16 protein-coding genes and 1 tRNA gene are annotated in these 21,371 nt (G+C 66.1%); 6 read left to right on the plus strand and 11 right to left on the minus strand.

Features of this window, described 5'->3' with window-relative positions; genetic code table 11:
• Positions 1–115 precede the first annotated feature (115 nt).
• The 5 genes from BJ960_RS17390 to pdxS all read right to left on the minus strand — a co-directional run bounded on the left by BJ960_RS17390 (position 116) and on the right by pdxS (position 6,258).
• The gene (locus BJ960_RS17390; protein ID WP_425324743.1) at positions 116–979 is read right to left on the minus strand and encodes a tyrosine-type recombinase/integrase; all 864 of its coding nucleotides are present in this window, start codon (positions 977–979) and stop codon (positions 116–118) included.
• Positions 980–1,390: 411 nt separating this feature from the next.
• A complete protein-coding gene (locus BJ960_RS13515; protein ID WP_307814560.1) occupies positions 1,391–2,335 on the minus strand; it encodes an oxygenase MpaB family protein in 945 nt (314 codons plus the stop codon).
• Positions 2,336–2,437: 102 nt separating this feature from the next.
• A complete protein-coding gene (locus tag BJ960_RS13520) occupies positions 2,438–4,543 on the minus strand; it encodes a helix-turn-helix transcriptional regulator (RefSeq protein WP_185987674.1) in 2,106 nt (701 codons plus the stop codon).
• A 140-nt stretch (positions 4,544–4,683) separates the two neighbouring features.
• Positions 4,684–5,310 (minus strand): LysE family transporter, encoded by a 627-nt coding sequence (locus BJ960_RS13525; protein WP_185987675.1) that lies wholly within the window; start codon positions 5,308–5,310, stop codon positions 4,684–4,686.
• Between the two features lie 39 nt (positions 5,311–5,349).
• Positions 5,350–6,258 carry a pyridoxal 5'-phosphate synthase lyase subunit PdxS gene (gene pdxS / locus BJ960_RS13530; protein WP_185987676.1) on the minus strand — a complete coding sequence of 303 codons (909 nt, stop codon included), beginning with the start codon at positions 6,256–6,258 and terminating at the stop codon, positions 5,350–5,352.
• A gap of 143 nt (positions 6,259–6,401) precedes the next feature.
• Here pdxS and BJ960_RS13535 point away from each other — a divergent pair, with 143 nt between their 5' ends.
• Positions 6,402–7,595, plus strand: coding sequence for a glycoside hydrolase family 3 N-terminal domain-containing protein (locus tag BJ960_RS13535; protein ID WP_185987677.1), 1,194 nt, complete (start codon positions 6,402–6,404; stop codon positions 7,593–7,595).
• Here BJ960_RS13535 and BJ960_RS13540 read toward each other — a convergent pair.
• The 3 genes from BJ960_RS13540 to BJ960_RS13550 form a co-directional block, all read right to left on the minus strand.
• Positions 7,596–7,671, minus strand: a tRNA-Ala gene (locus tag BJ960_RS13540).
• Between the two features lie 91 nt (positions 7,672–7,762).
• Positions 7,763–8,581, minus strand: a complete 819-nt coding sequence (locus tag BJ960_RS13545; RefSeq protein WP_202229112.1) for a heme ABC transporter ATP-binding protein — start codon at positions 8,579–8,581, stop codon at positions 7,763–7,765.
• The gene (locus tag BJ960_RS13550) at positions 8,581–9,648 is read right to left on the minus strand and encodes a FecCD family ABC transporter permease (RefSeq protein WP_121078800.1); all 1,068 of its coding nucleotides are present in this window, start codon (positions 9,646–9,648) and stop codon (positions 8,581–8,583) included. Before BJ960_RS13550 ends, BJ960_RS13545 begins: the two co-directional genes overlap by 1 nt.
• A gap of 136 nt (positions 9,649–9,784) precedes the next feature.
• On the opposite strand from BJ960_RS13550, the gene BJ960_RS13555 reads away from it, so the two are divergent.
• From BJ960_RS13555 to groL, 3 genes are all read left to right on the plus strand, one after another.
• Positions 9,785–10,903 (plus strand): heme/hemin ABC transporter substrate-binding protein, encoded by a 1,119-nt coding sequence (locus BJ960_RS13555; protein WP_185987679.1) that lies wholly within the window; start codon positions 9,785–9,787, stop codon positions 10,901–10,903.
• A 137-nt stretch (positions 10,904–11,040) separates the two neighbouring features.
• On the plus strand, positions 11,041–11,640 hold the full coding sequence (locus BJ960_RS17250; protein ID WP_185987680.1) for a LytR C-terminal domain-containing protein: 600 nt from the start codon (positions 11,041–11,043) through the stop codon (positions 11,638–11,640).
• Between the two features lie 160 nt (positions 11,641–11,800).
• The gene (gene groL / locus BJ960_RS13565) at positions 11,801–13,420 is read left to right on the plus strand and encodes a chaperonin GroEL (RefSeq protein WP_121078806.1); all 1,620 of its coding nucleotides are present in this window, start codon (positions 11,801–11,803) and stop codon (positions 13,418–13,420) included.
• Between the two features lie 326 nt (positions 13,421–13,746).
• Here groL and BJ960_RS13570 read toward each other — a convergent pair whose 3' ends face one another.
• Positions 13,747–14,625: an HtaA domain-containing protein gene (locus BJ960_RS13570; protein WP_185987681.1), complete on the minus strand. Its 879-nt coding sequence runs from the start codon at positions 14,623–14,625 to the stop codon at positions 13,747–13,749.
• 17 nt (positions 14,626–14,642) lie between these two features.
• Positions 14,643–18,887, minus strand: a complete 4,245-nt coding sequence (locus BJ960_RS13575; protein WP_185987682.1) for an HtaA domain-containing protein — start codon at positions 18,885–18,887, stop codon at positions 14,643–14,645.
• Between the two features lie 225 nt (positions 18,888–19,112).
• Here BJ960_RS13575 and msrB point away from each other — a divergent pair, with 225 nt between their 5' ends.
• On the plus strand, positions 19,113–19,535 hold the full coding sequence (msrB, locus tag BJ960_RS13580; RefSeq protein ID WP_121076921.1) for a peptide-methionine (R)-S-oxide reductase MsrB: 423 nt from the start codon (positions 19,113–19,115) through the stop codon (positions 19,533–19,535).
• A gap of 50 nt (positions 19,536–19,585) precedes the next feature.
• Positions 19,586–20,344 (plus strand): hypothetical protein, encoded by a 759-nt coding sequence (locus BJ960_RS13585; protein WP_185987683.1) that lies wholly within the window; start codon positions 19,586–19,588, stop codon positions 20,342–20,344.
• Positions 20,345–20,356: 12 nt separating this feature from the next.
• Here BJ960_RS13585 and BJ960_RS13590 read toward each other — a convergent pair whose 3' ends face one another.
• Positions 20,357–21,307, minus strand: coding sequence for a DMT family transporter (locus tag BJ960_RS13590; protein ID WP_185987684.1), 951 nt, complete (start codon positions 21,305–21,307; stop codon positions 20,357–20,359).
• Positions 21,308–21,371: the final 64 nt, after the last annotated feature.

A 21,371-nucleotide genomic window follows, 5' to 3' on the forward strand; every position in this document is an offset into this window, starting at 1 on the left:
TCCAGCACCTTCCACGCCGTGTGGGCGTGCACTTATCAATCACACCCACACGTCATGCTTCTAGCGCCCAGCACACTTTCGCACCCCCGCTGCGTTTGAGTTCCCGGGACGGCCCTTAGCTCGCCAGCCGCATCTGTTCGTCCAGGACCGGGCCGTTCGTTCGCTTCGCCTGGACCTCTAGAGCGCGGGGGTGAGTAGCTGCGAAGGCTGGAAGGACTTGCACTCCGGCGACAAGTGCTTCGTCCCGAACTTCAACATAAATCTGGGTGGTCGCAAGAGATGCATGCCCCAACAGCTGCTGTACGACCTGGACTTGGACCCCTTTCGCAATCATGTAACTAGCGAAGAAATGCCTGATCGAATGGCCAGTGATCATCGGGTCAGTGACGCCGATTCTGCGGAACGCGGAGGTGATCTTTGTGGATGCAGACTTCATCAAGATATGCCCTCCACCATTCGGGAATTTCGCGTTTCTACATGGAGACGGAAACCACCAGCCGGCGCTCGGCATTCTGTCAGCGACTTCTCGAGCAGATTCGTTCAACGGGAGATAGTGAATCAGTCCCCCCTTCCGCACTGTTCGCAAGAATCCAGTAACGGGGTCGAAGTCCTCACCACGTATCTGTACGGCTTCTCCAATCCGTAGTCCGGTAGTGGCGAGTACTACGATCAGATCCAGTGTTTGCTGCCACAAGGGCTCTTGCAGAAGGCGCTGAATGTGCTCGACGTGTACCGGCCTCGCTCGCCTTCGAGGAACTCGGACCTTCGGTAGACGCGCCGCTGGGCTGACGGCGAGTAATCCCTCAAGAACCATCCAGTCACCCCAGACCTGCAGGTAGGAGCGTTCCACCTGTTTGGTACTTGGTGAGAGTTCTCCTCCGGTTCGTGCATGCGGTCTGTTGAGAAAGTCCACGCAGTGTCGTAGCTCGACCAACGTTGGTGGCGTCCTCACGAATTCCGAAAATCGAGCCAGCATCATCCTTCGCTCAGAGATTGTTCTCTGGCTCAGTCCGGCCGCTCGCTGGTAATTGTCGAACTGGTCCAAGGTCGCGGACCAGCCCAGACTTGGGTGCTTCACTTTTCCTCCTGAAATACAAAAAGGTCCAGGGGGATATTCCCCCTGGACCTCATAGAGATCATGCCGTGATGGTCGCCTTAGAGGCGACGACGCGCATTGACACGGGTACAACGAGACGAATTCGTTGCGTGACGACTGGCTTCGCGAGAAATCAACAAAGATGATTTCACCTGAACGGCTGGCTGCTGCAAATTCAGAAGCAGAAAACCCACGGGAGCTGTCAGGACTATGGATTAAAAGTCCGTAGCTCTACCGCTGAGCTATAGGGGCCAACCCCAGTAGCTTAGCGGATTCGCACGACCCAGAATCACCTCACTGGCCGGCCCGGCGAACTTTGCGATACGGGTGGGTCTGCACCCGGGACGTGACCTCGGCGATCATGTCGGCGGCAGAGGCGTTCTGTCGCGCGGAGTCGACGATCTTGCGGGTTGTTTTCGCCGCGGCGCCGAGGTTCATCGGGCGCCCCTCGATCCCGAACAGGAGCAGCGCCCAGTCGGGAAGCAGCGAGAGGATCCCGTCCTGCACGTTGACGGTGATCCAGGTCGCCACGGGATTGCCGCTGAGCGATGGCTTGCGAAGCGACCGCGAGAGTTCGGCCGCTGGCAGGGTCAACGCCATCCAGTCTTTGTTCGCCTCAATGTAGGCGTCGAGCTCGGCGCGCGTGCTCGGCAGGTAGCTGTCGTCTTCGATCTCGACGAGGCAGGCGGCGATGTGCTGTTCGACGATGAAGCGATCCTGATCCGCGGTCGACAGCTCTGGGCCGAAGGCCTCCGCGGCCCGCAGCAGCCCGTACACGAGGGTGTTGTGGGTCCAGGCGAGCCACTCCTCATTGTCCGCCCGCAGGATCTGGCCGGTGCGCGGATCCGTCCAGATGCTCGCGGCGTGGAGCCGGTTCACGGCCTCAGCCGCGGCCTCCGCGTGCGCGCGGTCGCCATAGACGATCGTGTCGAGGTACCTACCGGTGCGCTCCCCGCGCCCCTCGACGTCGGCGAGGTAGTCGCTGGTCTCGGCGAAGAGGCGCATCATCATCGGGTTGAGCGATTGCAGCAGGATCGCCGCGACGCCGCCGAGCTGCGCCGCGGGGTCGGCGAAGACCCGCCAGCTCACGCTGTCAGGACCGAAGTAGCCGTTGTCGGACCGGTCAACAAGGTCGTGTGCTGACCCGGGCGCGTGCGCGATGGGGCAGCCGCGGGCGGGCGCCTGCGGGGACTGGCCGGTCGGCAGTGGCGTATCGGGGAGCGTTGCGTGGTCGGTCACGGACGTGTCTTTCTCGGGTGGTTCCGCGCACGGCTGCGTGCGCGCTCCACCACTATCGTCGAGATTTCGGCCTGACACACCGAACTGCGTAGGCTCAGCGCCCTAATCGCGTAGGGGCAGCTCGTCGACAAGGGGAAGCAGCTGTCGCCTATCGCTCACCCCGAGCTTGGCGTACGCACGCTGCAGGTGGCCCTCAACCGTGCGCTGGGACAGGAAGAGCTCCTCGGCGATGGCGACGTTTGTCAGCCCGGAGGCGGCGCGCACGCACACCTCGATCTCGCGGGCGGTCAAGAGCGTCGGGTCGACCCGCACGCGCGCCAGGCGCGGCGTGTTGACACCGGGCAGCTGGTCAGCGAGCTCGGCCGCCTGGGTGAGCAGCGCCTGCGCGCGAACCTTGTTCCCGTTGGCCCGCTCGATACGGGAGGCCTCCGAGAGGAACTCGGCAGCGTAGAGCGTCCGCCCGTCGGCGTATTGTGAGCTCGCGATGTCCTCGACGAGGGCGGCGTCGGGGAGCCGGCGTAGCGCGGCCGCGAGGTGGCCGTCGATGTCTGCGGCGGCGGCAGCCGGCGCGGCAAACCCATCAATCAGTCCGAGCCGCCACGCCTCATGCGTGAGCCGCATCGCTATGAACGGCAGGCCGTCGACGCCCGCGCGCGCGAGCAGCGCGTCGAGCTCGGCGCGGGCGGCGGCCTCGCCATCGACGAGCAGGATCGCGCCCACCGCCAACCGCTCGGCCTCGGGGCGCAGCATCTGGCCGCTCCGTGGCGAGCCGGACCGGTACATCGCGAGGAGCTCGCGGGCCCGTTCGGCGTCCTCGAGCATTGCTGCGGCTGCCGCGCCGATCGCCGCGACAAACCCCGCGATCCCGAATGGGTCGCCGATCTCGGTGAGCGCGAGGACCTGGTGCGCGAGGTCGAGCGCCTCGGCAGCGCGGCCGCACTCGATGAGGGCGTGCGCGCGTGACGCGATAAAGAGCCCGTGGTCGACGCCGAGCCTGTCCCAGTCGATCCCCACGACTCTGAACGCGTGCACGAGCTCGTGCGCGCCCTCGCAGATCAGCGCGAGGTGGAGCGAGTAGAGCAGTGCCCCGCTGTCGGGTCCGCTCACGTGCTTCCATAGGTCGCTCTCGAGGGCGGTGAAGCCGCGCTCGAGCGCGACGATGGGCTTGCCCGCGTAGCTCTCGTTCGCCATGACAGCGGCGAGGAGCCCGAACCGAAGCGATGGCGAGAAGCTCTCGTTCGCCGCCCACTCCTCGAACTGGCCCGGGTCGATCTGCTCGCCGGCGTGGGCCCGCCAGAGCGCGGCAGACGCGCGGAAGTAGTTGGAATCTCCGGGCTGGGGTGTGAGCAGCCGCATTCCGTGACCGTAGTCGCCGCTGATCGCTTCGATGCGTCCGGCGAGCAGGCGCGCCTCGCCGTCGCCGGCCGCGATGAGCGGTGCGAGCAGCGCAAGGAGTTCGGCCTGGTCTTCGTCGGGCACCCCGGTCGCTGCGCGCGCCCACCAGTCGGAGACCCGCTGCTGCGCCTCGGCCGTCCCCTCGTCGATCCGCTCCCTGACGTAGACGAGGTAGCCGCGCGCGCTGACGAAGCGGCCAGAGCCCATCGCTTCGTCGGCGAGCCGTGCGAGTTCCCGCGGCACGCCGTCGACGGCGTGGAGCATGTGGGTGAGCGAACTCGCGTTCACCTGCTGTCCGAGCTGCGCCTCGAGCATCACCTTCGCGTCGGTCTCGTCGATCCCACCGAGGCTGACTCGCGCAGTGCCCGCATGCCCGAGGAACGCGTAGAACGCGCTCGGCAGGCGCGCCGGATCGCGCACCGCGAGCACAAGCTGCACGATGCCGACGCCGGCGAGCTGGGTGAGGATCGCGGCCGACGTCGGATCGACGTGCTCGGCGTCGTCGATCAAGACGCGGAGCGGCCGCGCGTGGAACCGCGCGGCGAGCGCCTGCGAAGTACTGAGTGGATCCTCCGCGTAGCCGGCGATCTCGGGGACCCGGGTCGCGAGCGTCGCGAGGTGCGAGAACGGGATCGCCGTGAGCGCCTCACTGCCGAAGACCGTAAGTGTGTCGGCCCCGAACCGAGCGGAGTCCGATGCGAGCCGCCAGAGCAGGGTGGATCGTCCGAAGCCTGCGTCGCCGAGCACCGCGATCGCGGAGCCGGCTCGGAGCGCACCAAACGCTGCTCGCTCGGATTCGATGCGAGACGGCATGGGAGGCAGTGAAGCCGATGCCTGTGTTCCACCCCCCCTGTGGATCCACTTGGTGCATCTTGTTAGATTACAAGCCAAATAGAATGATTGGCCCAAATGTGCCGTTCCGTGACGGGTGAAGATTCGGGGGTAGATGACCCCTAGTGCATGAACAGGAGCACGCCGGCCACGACGACAAACAGCGCGCCGAACACCGTGTTGAGCACGCGCTGCCCCCGCGCCGTCGACGCAAACCGGCCAAACGGCTTCGCCGCCGCAGCGAAGAAGAACCACATGACGAGCACGTCAACCGCCACCGCGGTCGCCGCCAGGATCGCGTACTGCGGCACCTGGGGCTGATCGAGCCGCACGAACTGCGGGATAAAGGCCAGGAAGAAGACAATCGCCTTGGGGTTCAACAGGTTGACCCACAGGCCACGCAGCAGCATCGCCCGGTTCGTCACGTGCGGCACGACGACGACGCCACCGGTGTCCGCCTGCTTCGGCTTCGTGACCGCCATCCGCGCACCGAGATAGATGAGATAGGCGGCGCCCGCGTACCTGATGCCCGCGAAGAGCGCCGGCGACTTCGCAACGAAGACCCCGACGCCGGCGGCGACGATCACGATGTGTACGATGAGCGCAACAACCTGCCCAACGATGCCCCAGATCGATCGCCGCCAGCCGCTCGCGAGCGCGTTCGACATCGTGTTGATCGCGCCCGCCCCGGGGGTGAAGCTAATGACGAGGCACGCGGTCAGCAGTGAGAGCCAGAGGGAAAACGACACCCGACAAGTGTATGCATGCCGGGTGCCGCTCCCCCGCCACTACCAGCCGCGCTCGGCGAGGCGGTGGGGCGCGGGAAGGTCGCTGACGTTGATGCCGACCATCGCCTCGCCGAGCCCTCGCGAGACCTCGGCGATGACCTCCGGGTCGCGGTAGTGCTGCGTCGCCCGAACAATGGCGACGGCGCGCTGCTCCGGCGCATTGGACTTGAAGATTCCCGATCCAACGAAAACGCCGTCGGCCCCGAGCTGCATCATCATGGCAGCGTCGGCCGGTGTCGCGATCCCACCTGCCGTGAAGAGCGGCACGGGCAGCGCGCCCGTCGCGGCGACCTCTGCGACGAGTTCGTAGGGCGCCTGCAGCTCCTTTGCCGCAACGAAGAGCTCGTCACGACCGAGCGAACCGAGACGCGCGATCTCTGCCGAGATGGTGCGGATGTGCCGCGTCGCCTCGGACACGTCGCCGGTGCCCGCCTCACCCTTCGACCGGATCATCGCCGCGCCCTCGGTGATCCGGCGCAGCGCCTCGCCAAGGTTCGTCGCCCCGCACACGAACGGCACGTCGAACTGCCGCTTGTCGATGTGGTGCACGTAGTCGGCCGGCGACAGCACCTCGCTCTCGTCAACGTAGTCAACGCCGAGCGCCGCGAGGACCTGCGCCTCCACGAAGTGCCCAATGCGGGCCTTCGCCATCACCGGGATCGATACCGCCGCCCGGATCCCGTCGATGAGATCCGGGTCGCTCATGCGGGCGACCCCGCCCTGCGCACGAATGTCGGCGGGAACCCGCTCGAGGGCCATGACCGCGACCGCGCCCGAGGCCTCGGCGATCTTCGCCTGCTCTGCGGTCACGACGTCCATGATGACGCCGCCGCGGAAGCGATCGGTGAGCGCCGCGTGCGCGGCGTTGTGCGGGGTGAAGGCGGAAGTGTGCAGTGTCTGTTCGTTCATGCTGTCCACCCTCTCGAGCATTTTGGTTTACCTCAAGGCCCACTTTCAGCGTGTTGCAATGGACCACTTGTGCGAAGCTGTCGGCGATCCTGATCGGCTATGCGTTCGCCCCGATGCCGCTAGGGCACCCCTAGAATCTGGGTATGCGTCCCTTCCCCCGCCGCCTCCGCTGGGCGGCCATTGGCGCCCTCGGCCTCGCGCTGTCGGCGGGAGTGGTTGGCTGCGCTCCGGAGCCCGCCGCGCCCGCGGCCCCGACGACGTCTGCTCCCCCGCCACCGCCCACGCCCGAGGAACTCCGTGCGGCAGAAGCCGACGAGTGGGTCGCGGCGGCTTCGACGCGCGAGCTCGCGGGCAGCGTGATCATGGCGTCAATCCCCACCACGGATGCGACCCAGCTCCACGCCCTCATGACGACCTCTGGCATCGGCGGGTTCATCCTCATGGGCGCGAACGTGCCAGGCACACCCGAGGAGCTTGCCGCGCTCACCGCGCAGCTCACGGTCGACGAGGCGCTTCCGCCACTCGTCGCGATCGACGAGGAGGGCGGCCTCGTCACCAGGCTGCCGTGGGACACGCTCCCCGGCGCGGACGCGCTCCGTTCCCAGCCGCCGCGGGCAACGACGGACGCGTTTCGCGGGCGCGCTGACCTCCTCCAGGCCGCGGGCATCACCGTCAACTTCGGGGTCGTGGCCGACGCCACCGCCGACTCGGCCAGCTTCATCTACCCACGCTCCCTCGGCGACACCGGGAAGGACGCCGCTCCGCGCGTGGCGGCAGCCGTCGAGGGTGAACGCGGGCGCGTAGCCACGACGCTCAAGCACTTCCCCGGCCACGGCGTCACCCCGGCGGACTCGCACCAGGCGATCCCGCAGACCGGCCTCTCGCTCGCCGACTGGCGCTCCGACACGGCAGCCCCGTTCGCCGCCGGGATCGACGCCGGCGCCGAGCTGCTCATGTTCGGTCACCTGGCCTACACCGAAGTTTCGCCTGCCCCCGCGTCGCTCGCACCCGAGTGGTATGCGCTCGCACGGGACGAGCTCGGGTTCACCGGCGTCGCCGTCACCGACGACCTCGGCATGCTCCGCGCGAGCGGCGTCCCCGAGTATCAGGATCCCGTCGACACGACCGTGGCCGCGCTCGCTGCTGGCGCGGACCTCGCCCTCACCGTCATCGGCATGGACGCCACCGGCGTGGCCGCGCTCGTCGACGGTGTGACGGCGGCGGTCGAGACCGGGGCGCTTCCCGAGGGTCGGCTGCGCGAGGCGGCTACCCGGGTGACGCTGCTGCGGCTGGAGCTCGCGGATGCGCGAACACCTGCCGCGTGGAAACACGAGTGATGGTGGATCCTAGGGGAATTGAACCCCTGACCTCGTCATTGCGAACGACGCGCTCTACCAACTGAGCTAAGGACCCGTGCGAGCGTCACGCCCGTACAGCGAACCACTTTATCAGCGCCGGGACCCGCGCGTAAAATTCGCCGCGCAGATCGTCGAGGTCAGTACAGCTAGAGCGCGCGATTCGGCAGCACGATCCGCTGCCCCGTCACCGGGTGGCGGATCACCTCGACGGGGGTGCGGTAGACGTCGGTGAGCACGTCAGCCTCGAGCACCTCGTCGGGGGCGCCGTTCGCGACGATCTTGCCCTGCCGTAGCAGCGCGATCCTGTCGGAGTAGGCGCTTGCAAGATTAAGGTCGTGGAGCACGATGAGCACCGCGTCGCCGGCCGCGGCGCGCTCGCGAGCGAGCGTGAGCACGGCCTCTTGGTGCCCCAGGTCGAGTGCGGCGGTGGGCTCGTCGAGCATGAGCACACCCGTGCGGCCCGCAATCACGCGAGCGAAGGCGGTGCGCGCCCGCTCGCCGCCCGACAGGGACGGGACCCTGCGATGCCCGAGGTGGCCGATGTCGGTCGCCGAGATTGCCTCGCCGATCGCCTCGTTGTCGTCGTCCTCGAGTGGTGTGCGGCGCCACGGGGCGCGGCCCATTTCGACGACCTGGTGCACGGTGAACGGGAACAGCAGCTGGTTCTCCTGCAGCAGCACGGACCGCCGGCGCGAGAGGTCGACGAGCGACCATTCGTCAAGGAGCTTGCCGCCGAACTCGACGCGGCCCTCGTCGGGCTCGACGTCACCCGAGAGCAGGCTGAGCAGCGTCGACTTGCCGGCGCCGTTCGGCCCGAGCAGCGAGAGCACCTCGCCGGCGCGAACGTCGAGCGAGACGCTGTCGAGCAGCTTCTTCCGACCGCGCTCGATCGTGACGGACTCGGCTGCGCAGACGACGGTGCCGTGATCGGCGACCGTCGGGAGTGCGATGTGGCGAGCGTTCATTATCCCCACCCTCCCGAGCGCTTGCGGGTTCGTCGGAGCAGCCAGAAGAAGAACGGTCCGCCGACGAGCGCGGTGAGAATGCCGATGGGGAGCTCGGCCATCGGCACGAGCGTCCGGGCGGCGAGGTCAGCGAGCGTCATGAGCAGCGCGCCGGCGAGCGCGGTCGCCGTCACGAGCGGCAGGTGTGCGGGGCCGAGGATCATGCGCATGAGGTGCGGGATCACGAGCCCGACGAACGAGATGATGCCGGCGAATGCGACGGCCGCGCCGACGAGCAAGGAGACGACCAGGATCATGCCGATCCGCAGCAGCTCAACATTCACCCCGAGGTGGCGCGCGTTGCGCTCGCCGAGCGCGAGGAGGTCGAGCTTGCGCGACGAGATGTAGGCGGCGAACAGCCCGATGGCGATGATCGGCGCGACGACGAGCACCTGCGACCAGCTCATTCCCTTGAGGCTGCCGAGCTGCCAGAACACGATCGCCTCGCGCGACTGGGTATCGCCCATGAACGTGAGGGCAGCGATTGCGGCGCCGCCGATCGCGTTCACCGCGATACCGGTGAGCACGAGCGTCACGACCTCGGTTCGGCCTTCGGCGCGGCTCATCGAGTAGACGATGAGCGTCGCGATAAGGCCGGTGATGAACGCGAGGATCGCCGTCGTCCACTGCCCGAAGACGGTGAGCCCGAACACGATCGAGATGCCCGCGCCAACCGCGGCACCGGAGGAGATGCCAATGACGCCTGGCTCCGCGAGCGGGTTGCCGAAGATCGCCTGCATGATGAGGCCGGAGACTGAGAGGCCGACACCGATGAGCACCGCCATCGCGACGCGCGGGAAGCGGATCGCCCACAGCGCCTCGTCACCCGCCGGAACTGACGGCAGCGGCAGCCAGTCGATGCCAACGCGGTGCAGGATCGAGCCGAGCACCTCCTGCGGCGGGATCGCGAGTTGCCCCGTCCCGGCCGAGACGAGCACGCTCAGGACGAGCAGCACCGCAAGGACGGCGAAGAGGATGGGTGCGCGACTACTCCGTCGTGTTGGCGAAGTGCGGCCTGTGCTATTCATGCTCGCGCGTGACGCTTTCTAGGAGATCCGGGCGCTCTGCAACGCCGTGTACGAGAGAGTCTTCGAGAAAACTCACACTTCATCATATCTTCGTGAGGTTAAGCTTGCTCACGTCATACATATGAAAAGGGGATCGATGCTCAAGGCTCGCACTTCTCGCACTCGGGCGGCACTCGCCCTCGCCCTGGGGCTCGCCATCGCCCTGACAGGCTGCCAGACGGCCGGGCCGAACGCATCGGGAGGCGGCACCGAGACTGTCGAGTTGCCGCCACTTGCTTCGCTCACCCCGCTTCAGAATCCGCTGGATTACGAGGGACCGACGACGGCGATCGTTGGCGCCCCCTCAGTCACGCCACTCGCGGAGAAGCCGACGGCGAAGCTTCCGGTGACGGTGCAGTCGCACGACCGCACCGGCGACGTCCCCGTCGAGGTGACGGACACGTCCCGCGTGCTCGCGATCTCGCTCACCGGCACCCTCGCCGACATCGTCTACAACCTGGGCCTCGGCGATCAGCTCATCGGCCGCGACGCGACGACAACGTTCCCCGGGTCAGAGGACCTCCCCCTCGTCGTGACCGGCGGCCACGACATTGAGGCGGAGTCCGTGCTCGGCCTGGAGCCCAGCGTGATCTTCACCGACCTCAGCGTCGGCGGCATCGATTTCGTGAACGTCATGCGCAACGCCGGCGTGCCAGTCATCGTCGTGAAACGGTCCGTCGATCCCGCGTCGGCAGCCGAGGCGACGCAGCAGCTCGCGGAGGGTCTCGGCGTCGCGGATGCCGCGACCGAGCTCAATGCGAAGGTCGCTGACGCCATCGCCGCCAAGGAGGAGGAAGTCGCCCGGCTGATCCCCACCGACGAGGCAAAGCGGCCGCGCGTCGCGTTCCTCTACGTCCGCGGTGGCGCGGGCATCTACTACCTCTTCGGAGAGGGCAGCGGAGTCGACACGCTGCTCGAGTCGCTCGGCGTGATCGACGTCGCCGAGGAGGCTGGATGGAAGGGCGAGCGCCCGATGACCGATGAAGCGCTCGTCAAGATGGATCCCGACATCATTCTCGTCATGTCGAAGGGCCTCACGAGCACGGAGGGCGTTGACGGCCTCATCGAGGCGCAGCCGAGCATCGCGCTCACGACAGCGGGCAAGAAGCGCAGGATCATCGACATCAACGACTCGATGCTCTTCGCGAGCGCCGGCCGCACCCCTGATGTGATCGACGCACTCGCACGCGCGATCTATGCGCCCGACTCGCTCTAGCGCCCACGCCAACGCGCAGCGCACGCCGCTCCGAGTGCTTTCAGGATGCGCCTCGCGGCGGCAAGGTATTCTTGAGCGTTGAAACTCTCGGACGCCTGTCGGCGACCGAGCTTAGGCAGGGGACCTTGGAGACACGGGTGACACAGGAACACGAGGCGGCGCACGGCGTACGTTCGCGACGCGCCGCGGCTTCCGAGTACCCGGCAGACCGGTTCGACGAGATCCCGGCGGGCGGTCGCATCGGCGCCCACCGCGTGACGGCCCAGCCGCGCGTGACCTGGCACTTCGTGCTTGGCGGCCTGATCGGAGCTGCCCTCCTGACGACAATCGGCATCGTCGGCGTGACGATTGCCGGCTCGGCTGGCACCCTCCCGTTGCCCTCCTCGCAGGGCCCCGCAACCGCTGACACGAAGGTCAAGCCGAAACTCAACCCCGAGGCGACGGTCGCAGTGCTCGACGGCACCACCGCCGAGGGCGCGACTGCGCAGGCGCTCGCCACCGTCATCACTGACGAAAAGTGGGGCACGATCGTGCTCGCCGGACCGGCCGCGGACACTGACACCGCGATCTCGGCGGTCTTCTACGCCGATGCCGCGAACGAGGCGGCGGCGCTCGGACTCGCTGAGAAGCTCGGCGGCGTCTCCACGTATCTGAACGCCGACTACGCGGAGGGTGACTCCGACCTCGTGGTGCTCATCGGCGCCGACTACGCTGGCCCCGGCAAGTCCGCGAACTAGTTCGTTCCGCCGTTCGCTGCGGGCGAGCACCTCTCCTTGCACTCTCAGCACCTGAGTGCCAAAATTGGTGTTAGCAGTCGGATCGACTGAGTGCTAAACCTGGCGCAGAACCCTCGGGGTCTCTGCAGCTTTCCCTAGACGTCCGGGAGGGGCGAATTACATGGCAAAGATGATTGCGTTTGACGAAGAGGCACGTCGTGGCCTGGAGCGGGGCCTCAACATCCTCGCTGACACTGTCAAGGTGACGCTGGGCCCGCGCGGCCGCAACGTCGTCCTTGAGAAGAAGTGGGGCGCCCCGACGATCACCAACGATGGCGTCTCGATCGCCAAGGAGATCGAGCTCGACGATCCGTACGAGAAGATCGGCGCTGAGCTCGTCAAGGAGGTCGCGAAGAAGACCGACGACGTCGCAGGCGACGGCACCACCACCGCAACCGTGCTCGCTCAGGCGCTCGTGCGCGAGGGCCTCCGCAACGTTGCTGCGGGCAGCGACCCCATCGCTCTGAAGAAGGGCATCGAGAAGGCAGTGGCTGCGGTCATCACCGAGCTGCACGCAAACTCGAAGGAGATCGAGACCACCGCCGAGATCGCGGCAACCGCTTCGATCTCCGCAGCTGACGAGCAGATCGGCGCGCTGATCGCCGAGGCTATCGACAAGGTCGGCAAGGAGGGCGTCGTCACCGTCGAGGAGTCGAACACATTCGGCACCGAGCTCGAGCTCACCGAGGGCATGCGCTTCGACAAGGGCTACCTCTCGGCGTACTTCGTCACCGACGCTGACCGCCAGGAAGTCGTCTTCGAGGACCCCTACATCCTCGTCGTCAACAGCAAGGTCTCGAACATTAAGGACCTGCTCCCCGTTGTCGATCCGGTTATCCAGTCGGGCAAGCAGCTCCTCATCATCGCTGAGGACGTCGAGGGCGAGGCACTCGCTACGCTCGTGCTCAACAAGATCCGCGGCATCTTCAAGTCGGCAGCCGTCAAGGCTCCGGGCTTCGGTGATCGCCGCAAGGCAATGCTGCAGGACATCGCGATCCTCACCGGCGGCCAGGTCATCTCGGAAGAGGTCGGCCTGAAGCTCGAGAACGCAACGCTCGACATGCTCGGCACCGCCCGCAAGGTCATCATCACCAAGGATGAGACCACCATCGTTCAGGGTGGCGGCGAGAAGGAAGCAGTCGAGGGCCGCGTGCAGCAGATCCGCCGCGAGATCGACAACACCGACAGCGACTACGACCGGGAGAAGCTCCAGGAGCGCCTCGCGAAGCTCGCTGGCGGCGTTGCAGTCATCAAGGCTGGCGCAGCGACCGAGGTTGAGCTCAAGGAGCGCAAGCACCGCATCGAGGACGCAGTCCGCAACGCGAAGGCAGCAGTCGAGGAGGGCATCGTCCCCGGCGGCGGCGTCGCACTCATCCAGGCTGGCGCCAAGGCGTTCGCGAACCTCGAGCTCACCGGCGAAGAGGCTACCGGCGCGGCAATCGTGCAGGTCGCTATCGAGGCTCCGCTCAAGCAGATCGCCCTCAACGCAGGCCTCGAGCCCGGCGTTGTGGCACACAAGGTCTCTGAGCTCCCCGTCGGCCAGGGCCTGAACGCAGCAACCGGCGAGTACGTCGACATGCTCGCAGCCGGCATCAACGACCCGGTAAAGGTCACCCGTTCGGCGCTGCAGAACGCTGCATCGATCGCTGGCCTCTTCCTCACCACCGAGGCAGTCGTCGCCGACAAGCCCGAGCCCGCTGCTCCCATGGCAGCTGACCCGGGTGCAGGCATGGACTTCTAAGTCCCGCTAGGCAACAGGGCCGGTCGCACCTTCGGGAGCGACCGGCCCTGTGTCGTTCCCGGGGCTCGGGTCCGTGGCTCCCGGCACTCCATCCGCCAGCCTCCTTGGCCAAGCCCGCCGATGTACACGACTCCTGCGGATGTACACGAAACCTCGGGGTCGGAACCGTGTGCACTTGCGGGGGTCGTGTACAGTCGCGGCCCTGGCGCGGGCGGCGCTAGCGCGGGCAGCGCGGGCTCGGGCTCGGGATCGGGCTCGGGCTCGGAACAGCGAAAGGCCCTGACGCACTTCTGGCGCGTCAGGGCCTTCAAGACTGTCGCTGGAGGCTAGTCGGTCGGGCCCTCCGGCCCCTCCGCCTTCTGATCAGGGGCAGCGTTCTTGCGCCTATCAGCGATGAGCATTCCCGAGGTCACGCCAATCGCAATGAGAGCCACACCTCCGATAATGATCGGGATCCAGGGAACGGGTTGTTCGGGAGCCGGTGTTGTGGCTTCAGGCGCTTCGGGCGCGGCCGTCTCGGCCTCCGCAGCTGGAGGCTGCGTCGCGGTTGAAGATGCGAGGTCACACCCGCTCACCGTCATCGTGAGCGACAGCGGATCTACCTCGGCGCCCGCGACGTAATCTCCGTAGTCGCCGTTGAGTGCCGCCGCGCCCTCGGCTGTGAGCCTCACCTGCGCGCTGGGAATCGACAGCGTCGAGCCCTCCCCTGCGTCGTATCCGGCGAGGTCAACCTTTCCCGCGACAACACGCTCATAGGTGAGCTCGGCTTCGTCGGTGTCAGTCGATCCCATTCCCAGAACGAGCTGAGCGGATTCCGAGCCAGTGAAGACGAGCTCAGGGTCCCGGATGTCGAGTTTCATCAGGCCGCCGTGACCTGTGAAGTGCACATCGCCCGTAAACTTCACCGACCCTGAGTCAAGCTCAGGTGCTACAGCGCCCGCGCCGTTCGGCCAGCTAAAGGCCGGGGTCTCGTAGCTTGCGCCGTTCTCCGTTGTCCACTCGCCGTTTGCGATGCTTCCACTGATGTAGTTGCGGAAGCTCTCCTTCACTCCCCACCGCAGTTCAGCACCCGAGACTGCACAGGAGTCGGCAGCCGTCGTCTGGGCACTCGCGGCGCCTGCCGGTCCAACGACAAGGCCCCCAGCAACCAATAGGGCGGCGGTGAATCCCGCCGAGACTGCTCGGCGCTGACGTCGGTCGCTCACGTGTTTCTCCTCGTAGTTCATGCGCTTGGCGTGGTGCCACTACCGACGGTAGCAGCCGCTGCTGCGCGTCGCTGATTCGCGAGGACCACGCCCATCGCTCCGGCGAGGGCAACAAGCGCACCGGCGCCCACCCACCACATCCACACGGGTCCATCCGAGGCCACCGGCGCAGCAGTGTTCACACGCTGCGTCGACACGTCCGCGCTCGCTTCCTCCTGGTTAACCACCGGAGCCTTCTTCTTCGGCTTCTCCTTGACAACCTTGATCACCGCACCGGCGTCCTTGCTGCCCTGAAGCGTGATGGTGTGCTCACCTGGGGCGATATCGTCGGGGAGCATGCCGATCCATCGGACCTCACCGACCGAGCTCGCCCCGGCCTTCTCGTCAAGAACGATCGGGTCAGAGTAGAGCACCACGAGGATGTCTCGTTCGTCCGGTTCAAAGCCCGCCGCGACAAACTCGATCTCACCGCCGGGAACGATCTCGTCGGCCGGCGTGATAACGCGAATGCCCTCAGTTGTCGGAGGCGTCGCCGCGGCCTGACGGGCGGCCTTCTGTTCGGTCTGGGTCGTTGAACCGTAGCTCACGCGGCTGGCAGATCCAACGGTGAAGGTAAGCGGGTCCACTGCGAAAGATCCCCCGCCCGTGCCACCGCCCGCACTGCCTCCACCGGAGATTGCACCGCTCACAGGCACACCGCTCCAAGTAACGGCGCCGTTGGCTCCGACGCTCTTGCTTGCTGAGCCGAGGTCCAGTGCGAAACTGCGACCGCCAGCGGAGATGGTTCCCGAGGTGGCACTCGTGACCGTGATAACCGGGTTCGAGAAGGTCTCTGTCATGAGGCCCCTATGACCACTAAACGTCACCACACCGGAGTACTGGACACTGCCAGTCTGCGCCTGCTTGTTCCAGGAGCCCCCGCTCGCTTGCGGGAAGAGGTACGCCCCACCGCTGGCGCCAACGCCGGTCGTGCTGATCGATCCCTTTGCAATCCGCCCAGTGGTGTAGTCGCGGAAGCCGGACGAGATACCCCAGCTCAGCGAACCTGCCTGTTGCGCAGTATCGACCGGGCGCGGCTTCGGTGTGGGCTTCGGTGTGGGCTTGGGCTTCACCGGCTTGGTCGGCTCGGTCGGCCCGACCGGGACTTCAGCCTCGGCACCGTAGCTGAACGAGAGCGGCGCGGTCGCCTTGTTGGCGTACTGTTCCCAGGCCTCGATCTGCAGGTTGCTCGCGAACACTCCCGTCGCGCCAGCCCAGCTCAAACGCCCGTCCTCGCTCTTGACGAGCTCACCGGGAGCGATCGTGGCAAATTTGATGCGCTTCATGGCTGACGTACCAGCAGCGTCGTCCCGCGACACCTCGATGCTCAGCGTCGCAGCTGACTTCGAGGTAAATGTAATCTGCGGGTTCCGCAAGGCAATATCAAACCCGTGAGCCTCGCTTACATATCGCACGGTTCCCGCGAAGTAGATCGACCCGGTACCGGTCTTAACGTCGTATGTGCCGCCCTTAACCTGCGTGTACGTCGTGTTTCCGGCCGCGTCGGTCTTCGCACCAGCCGTGGCTGTGATGGTTCCGTTCGCAATTCCTCGAACGTAGGCATTCCACCCGGTGCTGAACGCCCAGGTCAGGTCACCCTCCGTGACCGAGGGCTCGGGGTCCACAGTCCCTGCCGTCTTGAAGTTCACCGGAACGCTGAGTTCCTGGAAAGCGTTAGCCACTTGGCCCGCACCGCCAGCGTAGGTGTAAATCCCGTAGGTGCCCTTCGCGAGGGCCTCCTCTGGGGCATTAAGCGTGATCTCGGTCTCGAATGATCCGGTGGCAGGATCAATCTGCACCCATTCCTTGCGAATCGTCTCGCGGAACGACTCAGGGATAGCATCGAGCGTGTCCTTGGCAAGGGCCCACTTGCGTGAATCCTTGTTCATCGTCCGAGTTGCAGCGGAGGCACCCTTCGAAGGCTGCCAGTTCTCGGCAAAACTTCCGAACACGACGAATGTTCCCTGCGGAAGCGAATTAGGAATCGGGACTCCACCCGAGCTATTTGCCGGCTTGTTCGCGTACGGGTCGAATCCCGTGCCGCGTACAACTAGCTTGTCTCCGGCCTTCAGCTCCTGATTCGTGTACTCCGTGGTTCCATCTGCGAGGAACACGCTGAGCGCAGGCTTGTACACCGGCTTCGTCGGACGCTCTTCCTTGTAGTTCAAGCGCAGGCCGAACTCCTGCGCCGCGTTCGAGGCGGTCCCGGCCGCGTAAACGAACACTCCGTACGAGCCACCGGCGGGCACGGTCTTGCCCTCAGGAATGTCCTTTGCCTGCAGCCGGGCTTCGAAGGTGCCTGCAGCGGTGAGCTGGACACGCTGGGCCGCAACCATCGGCTTGTACATTGGAGCGATGTTGACGAAGGTCTCGTCTGTCATCGCCCACCGCTGGTCAGCGACGACGCGCTGGGTCCCGGCGGCACCGCCTGCCGGGCTCCAATCCTGTGCGAAGGCACCGAACACTACGTAGTTTCCAGCGGGGTCGCCGGAGGTCACCGGCGGGCGTCCCAGGTTCACGTTTGAACTCGGGTCAAAACCTGTTCCCCGCACGACGATCTCGTCGCCAGGGTTCACCTCTTCCGCAGGGTCGAGCGGAGTGACTCCATCGGCCTTGAACAGCCGAACGTCAGGCGCGAATGCCTTTGGGAACACGCTGTCCCACTGGGCCTCCGACACCGCGAGATCAACCTGCCCCAAGTACCGGCTGTCATTCAACATGCCATGCGCAAGCCACGTCACCGCAACATACTGCTTCGAACGATCCAGCTTCGCAGCCGGAACCGGAATACTCCGCGTAACCGCACCATCCTTGATGAACGTCTTGTAGGCGAAGTCCTGCGCAGCACCCGCGGCAGAATCCTTGCCATAGTCGGCAACACGATCCTTCTCAATGATCCCGACATACACGCCAGCATCAGCCTTGCCAGTGTCAGGAACATCGGCGGCATCGCGAAGCACAATGTTCTTCACCGTCGCCGACACCTGCAAGCCAGCCTCGGTCGCCTCAACCACCGACGCCTCAATCGACGCCTTCGGCGAACCAAAGACGCTGTCCCACTGGGCCTCCGACACCGCAAGATCAACCTGCCCCAAGTACCGGCCGTCGTTCAACATGCCATGCGCAAGCCACGTCACCGCAACATACTGCTTCGAACGATCCAGCTTCGCAACAGGAACCGGAATACTCCGCGTAACCGCACCATCCTTGATGAACGTCTTGTAGGCGAAGTCCTGCGCAGCACCCGCGGCAGAATCCTTGCCATAGTCGGCAACACGATCCTTCTCAATGATCCCGACATACACGCCAGCATCAGCCTTGCCAGTGTCAGGAACATCGGCGGCATCGCGAAGCACAATGTTCTTCACCGTCGCCGACACCTGCAAGCCAGCCTCGGTCGCCTCAACCACCGACGCCTCAATCGACGCCTTCACTGGTTCAGGGGTCGTCTTCTCCGTAACCACCACGGATTCTTCAGCCGAGACTGACCCGACAAACGCTGCCGGGTCCGCCGGCACGAACGTCGCGCGAATCGCGTGCGCCCCCACAGAAAGGCTTCCAGTGGTGAGTGTCGCCACACCGTCAACAACCGGCTGAGCGTCTCCGAGCTGAGTGCCCGCGTCAGAGAAGATAACGGTTCCGTCGGCTGCGGGCGCAACTGTCGCCGTGAGCGTGAGCTTATCGCCCACCGTGACTGACTGTGCCGATACCGACAGCGAGGTTGCGGTTGCCACCGCAACGGGCGCCGGTTGCTGGACTGTCACGGGCGCGAAGGAATCAAGCGCGCGCACGGTGCCGGAGAGCTCGTGGGCGGCTGACGTAGCGACATGGTATTCCTTGGCAGGATCGAGCGTGTTCGCCGGAACCTTAAGCGTCGTGGTGAAAGCGCCATCGACGATGTTCCTCGCCTGGACCCAGCCCTGTGCGATCCAACCGTCTGCGACGAGCGGGCCACCACCCGCCCAGATGTTCTTCTCACCGAAGAGCACGTACACGCCATTCTTTGTGGTCGCTGCATCGCCCACAAAGCCGGCCCCTGTGACCGTCAGCGTCTGCTCTACCGCCGGATCGAGGTTCTCGGACGGGGAAACCGTGATCGTCGGGCCCTCAGCCGCCTGTGCCGTGGGCACGACGAGGAGGCCGCTCAGAACGACGAGGATTGACGTGACGATTGCGAGCGCTCCGGCGCCGAAGCGCCCGGTTTTCTCGGTGAGTGTACTCACGACGAGTTCTCCTTGAAAAGGTAAGAGAGTTCAGGCGCTCATTTTGGGGAGTCACCCTACATCGGACCGAACTGAGGCAAACCTAAGTCTGCCGACCACCCATAAGTCTGACGAATATCGTCAGATGATGCAAGCTGCAGATCAGACCTGGGCGAGTTTTCGTACGGATCACGCACAGTCCGGGGCCCGTATGCTTGAAACACACGAAAATCTTCGGAGGTCACTATGTCTGCCATTGGCGAGGGCAACTACCCGTTCCAGCTCAGCGAGAGCGAGTGGCGCGAGCGCCTCACACCGGACGAGTACGCCATTCTGCGCGAGGCCGCGACCGAACGCGCCGGCACCGGCGAACTCCTCGGTCAGTGGGGCGACGGGCTGTACTCGTGCCGCGGCTGCGGTGCCGAGCTCTTCCAGAGCGGCACGAAGTTCGAGTCGCACTGCGGCTGGCCGAGCTTCTACGAGAGCATCAACCCCGACGCCGTCGAGTTGCTCGAGGACACGACGCTGGGGCAGGTCCGCACTGAGGTGCGCTGCGCGAACTGCGGCTCGCACCTTGGCCACGTGTTCCCCGACGGCTTCGGCACCCCGACCGGCAACCGGTTCTGCATGAACTCCCTCGCCCTCGGGTTCGAGGGTCCGGCCTCGTAAGCTGCGCCCCGGAGCCGCCTGGGCTCCTTCAGGCGCCCTAGGATGACACCATGGAGATCTGGAGGCCACTGTGGGCCCTCTCGCGGCCCGACGGCTCTGCTGAGACGTTGAGCTACTTCGGCGGGCTCCCAACGGGTCTCCCGGCCGCCGCGTGGCCGCAGTGCGGCGAGTGTGGCAGGGCCATGACGCTCCTGCTGCAGCTCGCGGCCGGGCCATGGCTGCCACGGATCCCGTCAGGGCACGCGCTGCTCGTGTTCAAGTGCGAGAGTGACGACGTCTGCGACTTCTGGGAGCCCGACGAGATCGCCAATCGGTGCCTGCTGCTACCGGTGCCCGCCGACTCCGCCGAGACGGCGGCGCCAACGACGACCGGCGCGGCGCCGGCGCGGATACTTCCGCAGCTCTGGGTGCAGGCGTGGGCGTCGGACGAGGACGGAATCTCTGCCGAGGTGGCGGATCAGCTCACCGATCCTGATCGCTTCTGGGACGTCCCCGAGCATGTGAGCTTCGGCCACTGGTTCGCGTCGGAGCACCTCACGAAAGCCGGCGGCGCCCCCTACTGGACGGGGCAGGGACCCAGCGAGGATCCCCCGCTGCCCCGCCGCCTGCTCGTCCAGCTGGACAACTGGATCGCCGTGACCGACTCGGCCGCGGCGATCGTGGACTCGCCGGCCGGCCGCGACCCGCTCACCACCGTGTCGGGCCAGTCAGTCAGCGCGGCCAACTTCATGAGCGACGGAATCGCGTACGTGTTCGACACCACTCCCGACGCTGCGTTGCCGACTCCGAGACTCGTCATCAACCGCTAGGCGCGCTCCGCGCTAGATCGCCTCGCCCCGCCCGAGCGGCTTACTCGGCAGCGCTGCGACGATCACGGCCACGAACGCGATCGTCGTCCCCACCACGAGCGCCGGAGTGAGCCCGCCCGCGAGCGGGAACCCGATCTCGAAAAGCATCGCGGCGATAAGCTGGCCGGCAACGTTCGACATGCTGAGCAGCAGCACCCCGGCCTGTCGGACGAGCATCGCGGCCACGGCGATGAAGATCACGCCGATGACGCCGCCGCTGTACATCCAGAGCTCCGACGGCCAGCTCGTCGGCCAGCCGTTGATGAGCACCGACACGAGCGCCACGGTGCCGAGCACCGCCGTTCCGACGACGAAGTTCATGAATGTCGCGGTCACCGCGCTCTCCGCGGCCGCTCTCACGAGGCCGTTCACCATCGACTGGGCTGCCATGCCCGCGCCGACAACGACCGGGACGAGCACGAGCAGCACGAGGTCCGCGTCGAGGCTTGCGGCCACCGTCACGATGACCGCGACGATGGCGAGGGCCGTTCCCGCAAGACGCGTCGGTGTGGCGTTGATGCGCCCGCCCGGGCCAAGCCCCAGCCTGTCCATCAGGAGGCCGCCAGACACCTGGCCGGCGACGATCCCGACGGTGAAAAGGGCGACGCCCGTGAGCGGGGTGATCAGCCCCTGCGTCAGCACGAATGCCGCGCCGCCAATGCCCCCGAACAGCGCCCAGACGGGAAGCCTGCCGGCCGAGACCTCGCGGCGCATCTTCCCGAGGCCAGTTCGGCCGCGCCGCGAACACACGAGCACCAGACCAATGAGGACAAGCCCTCCCCCGAATGAGATCGCCGCGGCAAGATAGCCGCTCCCGATCTCCTGCGCGAAGCCGCCGTTAATGCGAGACTGCAGGGCGACGAGCATACCCGCGAGGCCAGAGCCTGTGAGGGCCGCCGCGAGCTGATACTTGGAACGAGCCATTTTCCCCATTGTACTCGCGCTGCTCGCGGGCGATCGCCGCGCCAGCGCCCACACTCGGGCCAGC

Source organism: Leucobacter aridicollis (assembly GCF_013409595.1).
In the GTDB taxonomy this organism is placed as follows: Bacteria; Actinomycetota; Actinomycetes; order Actinomycetales; family Microbacteriaceae; genus Leucobacter; species Leucobacter aridicollis.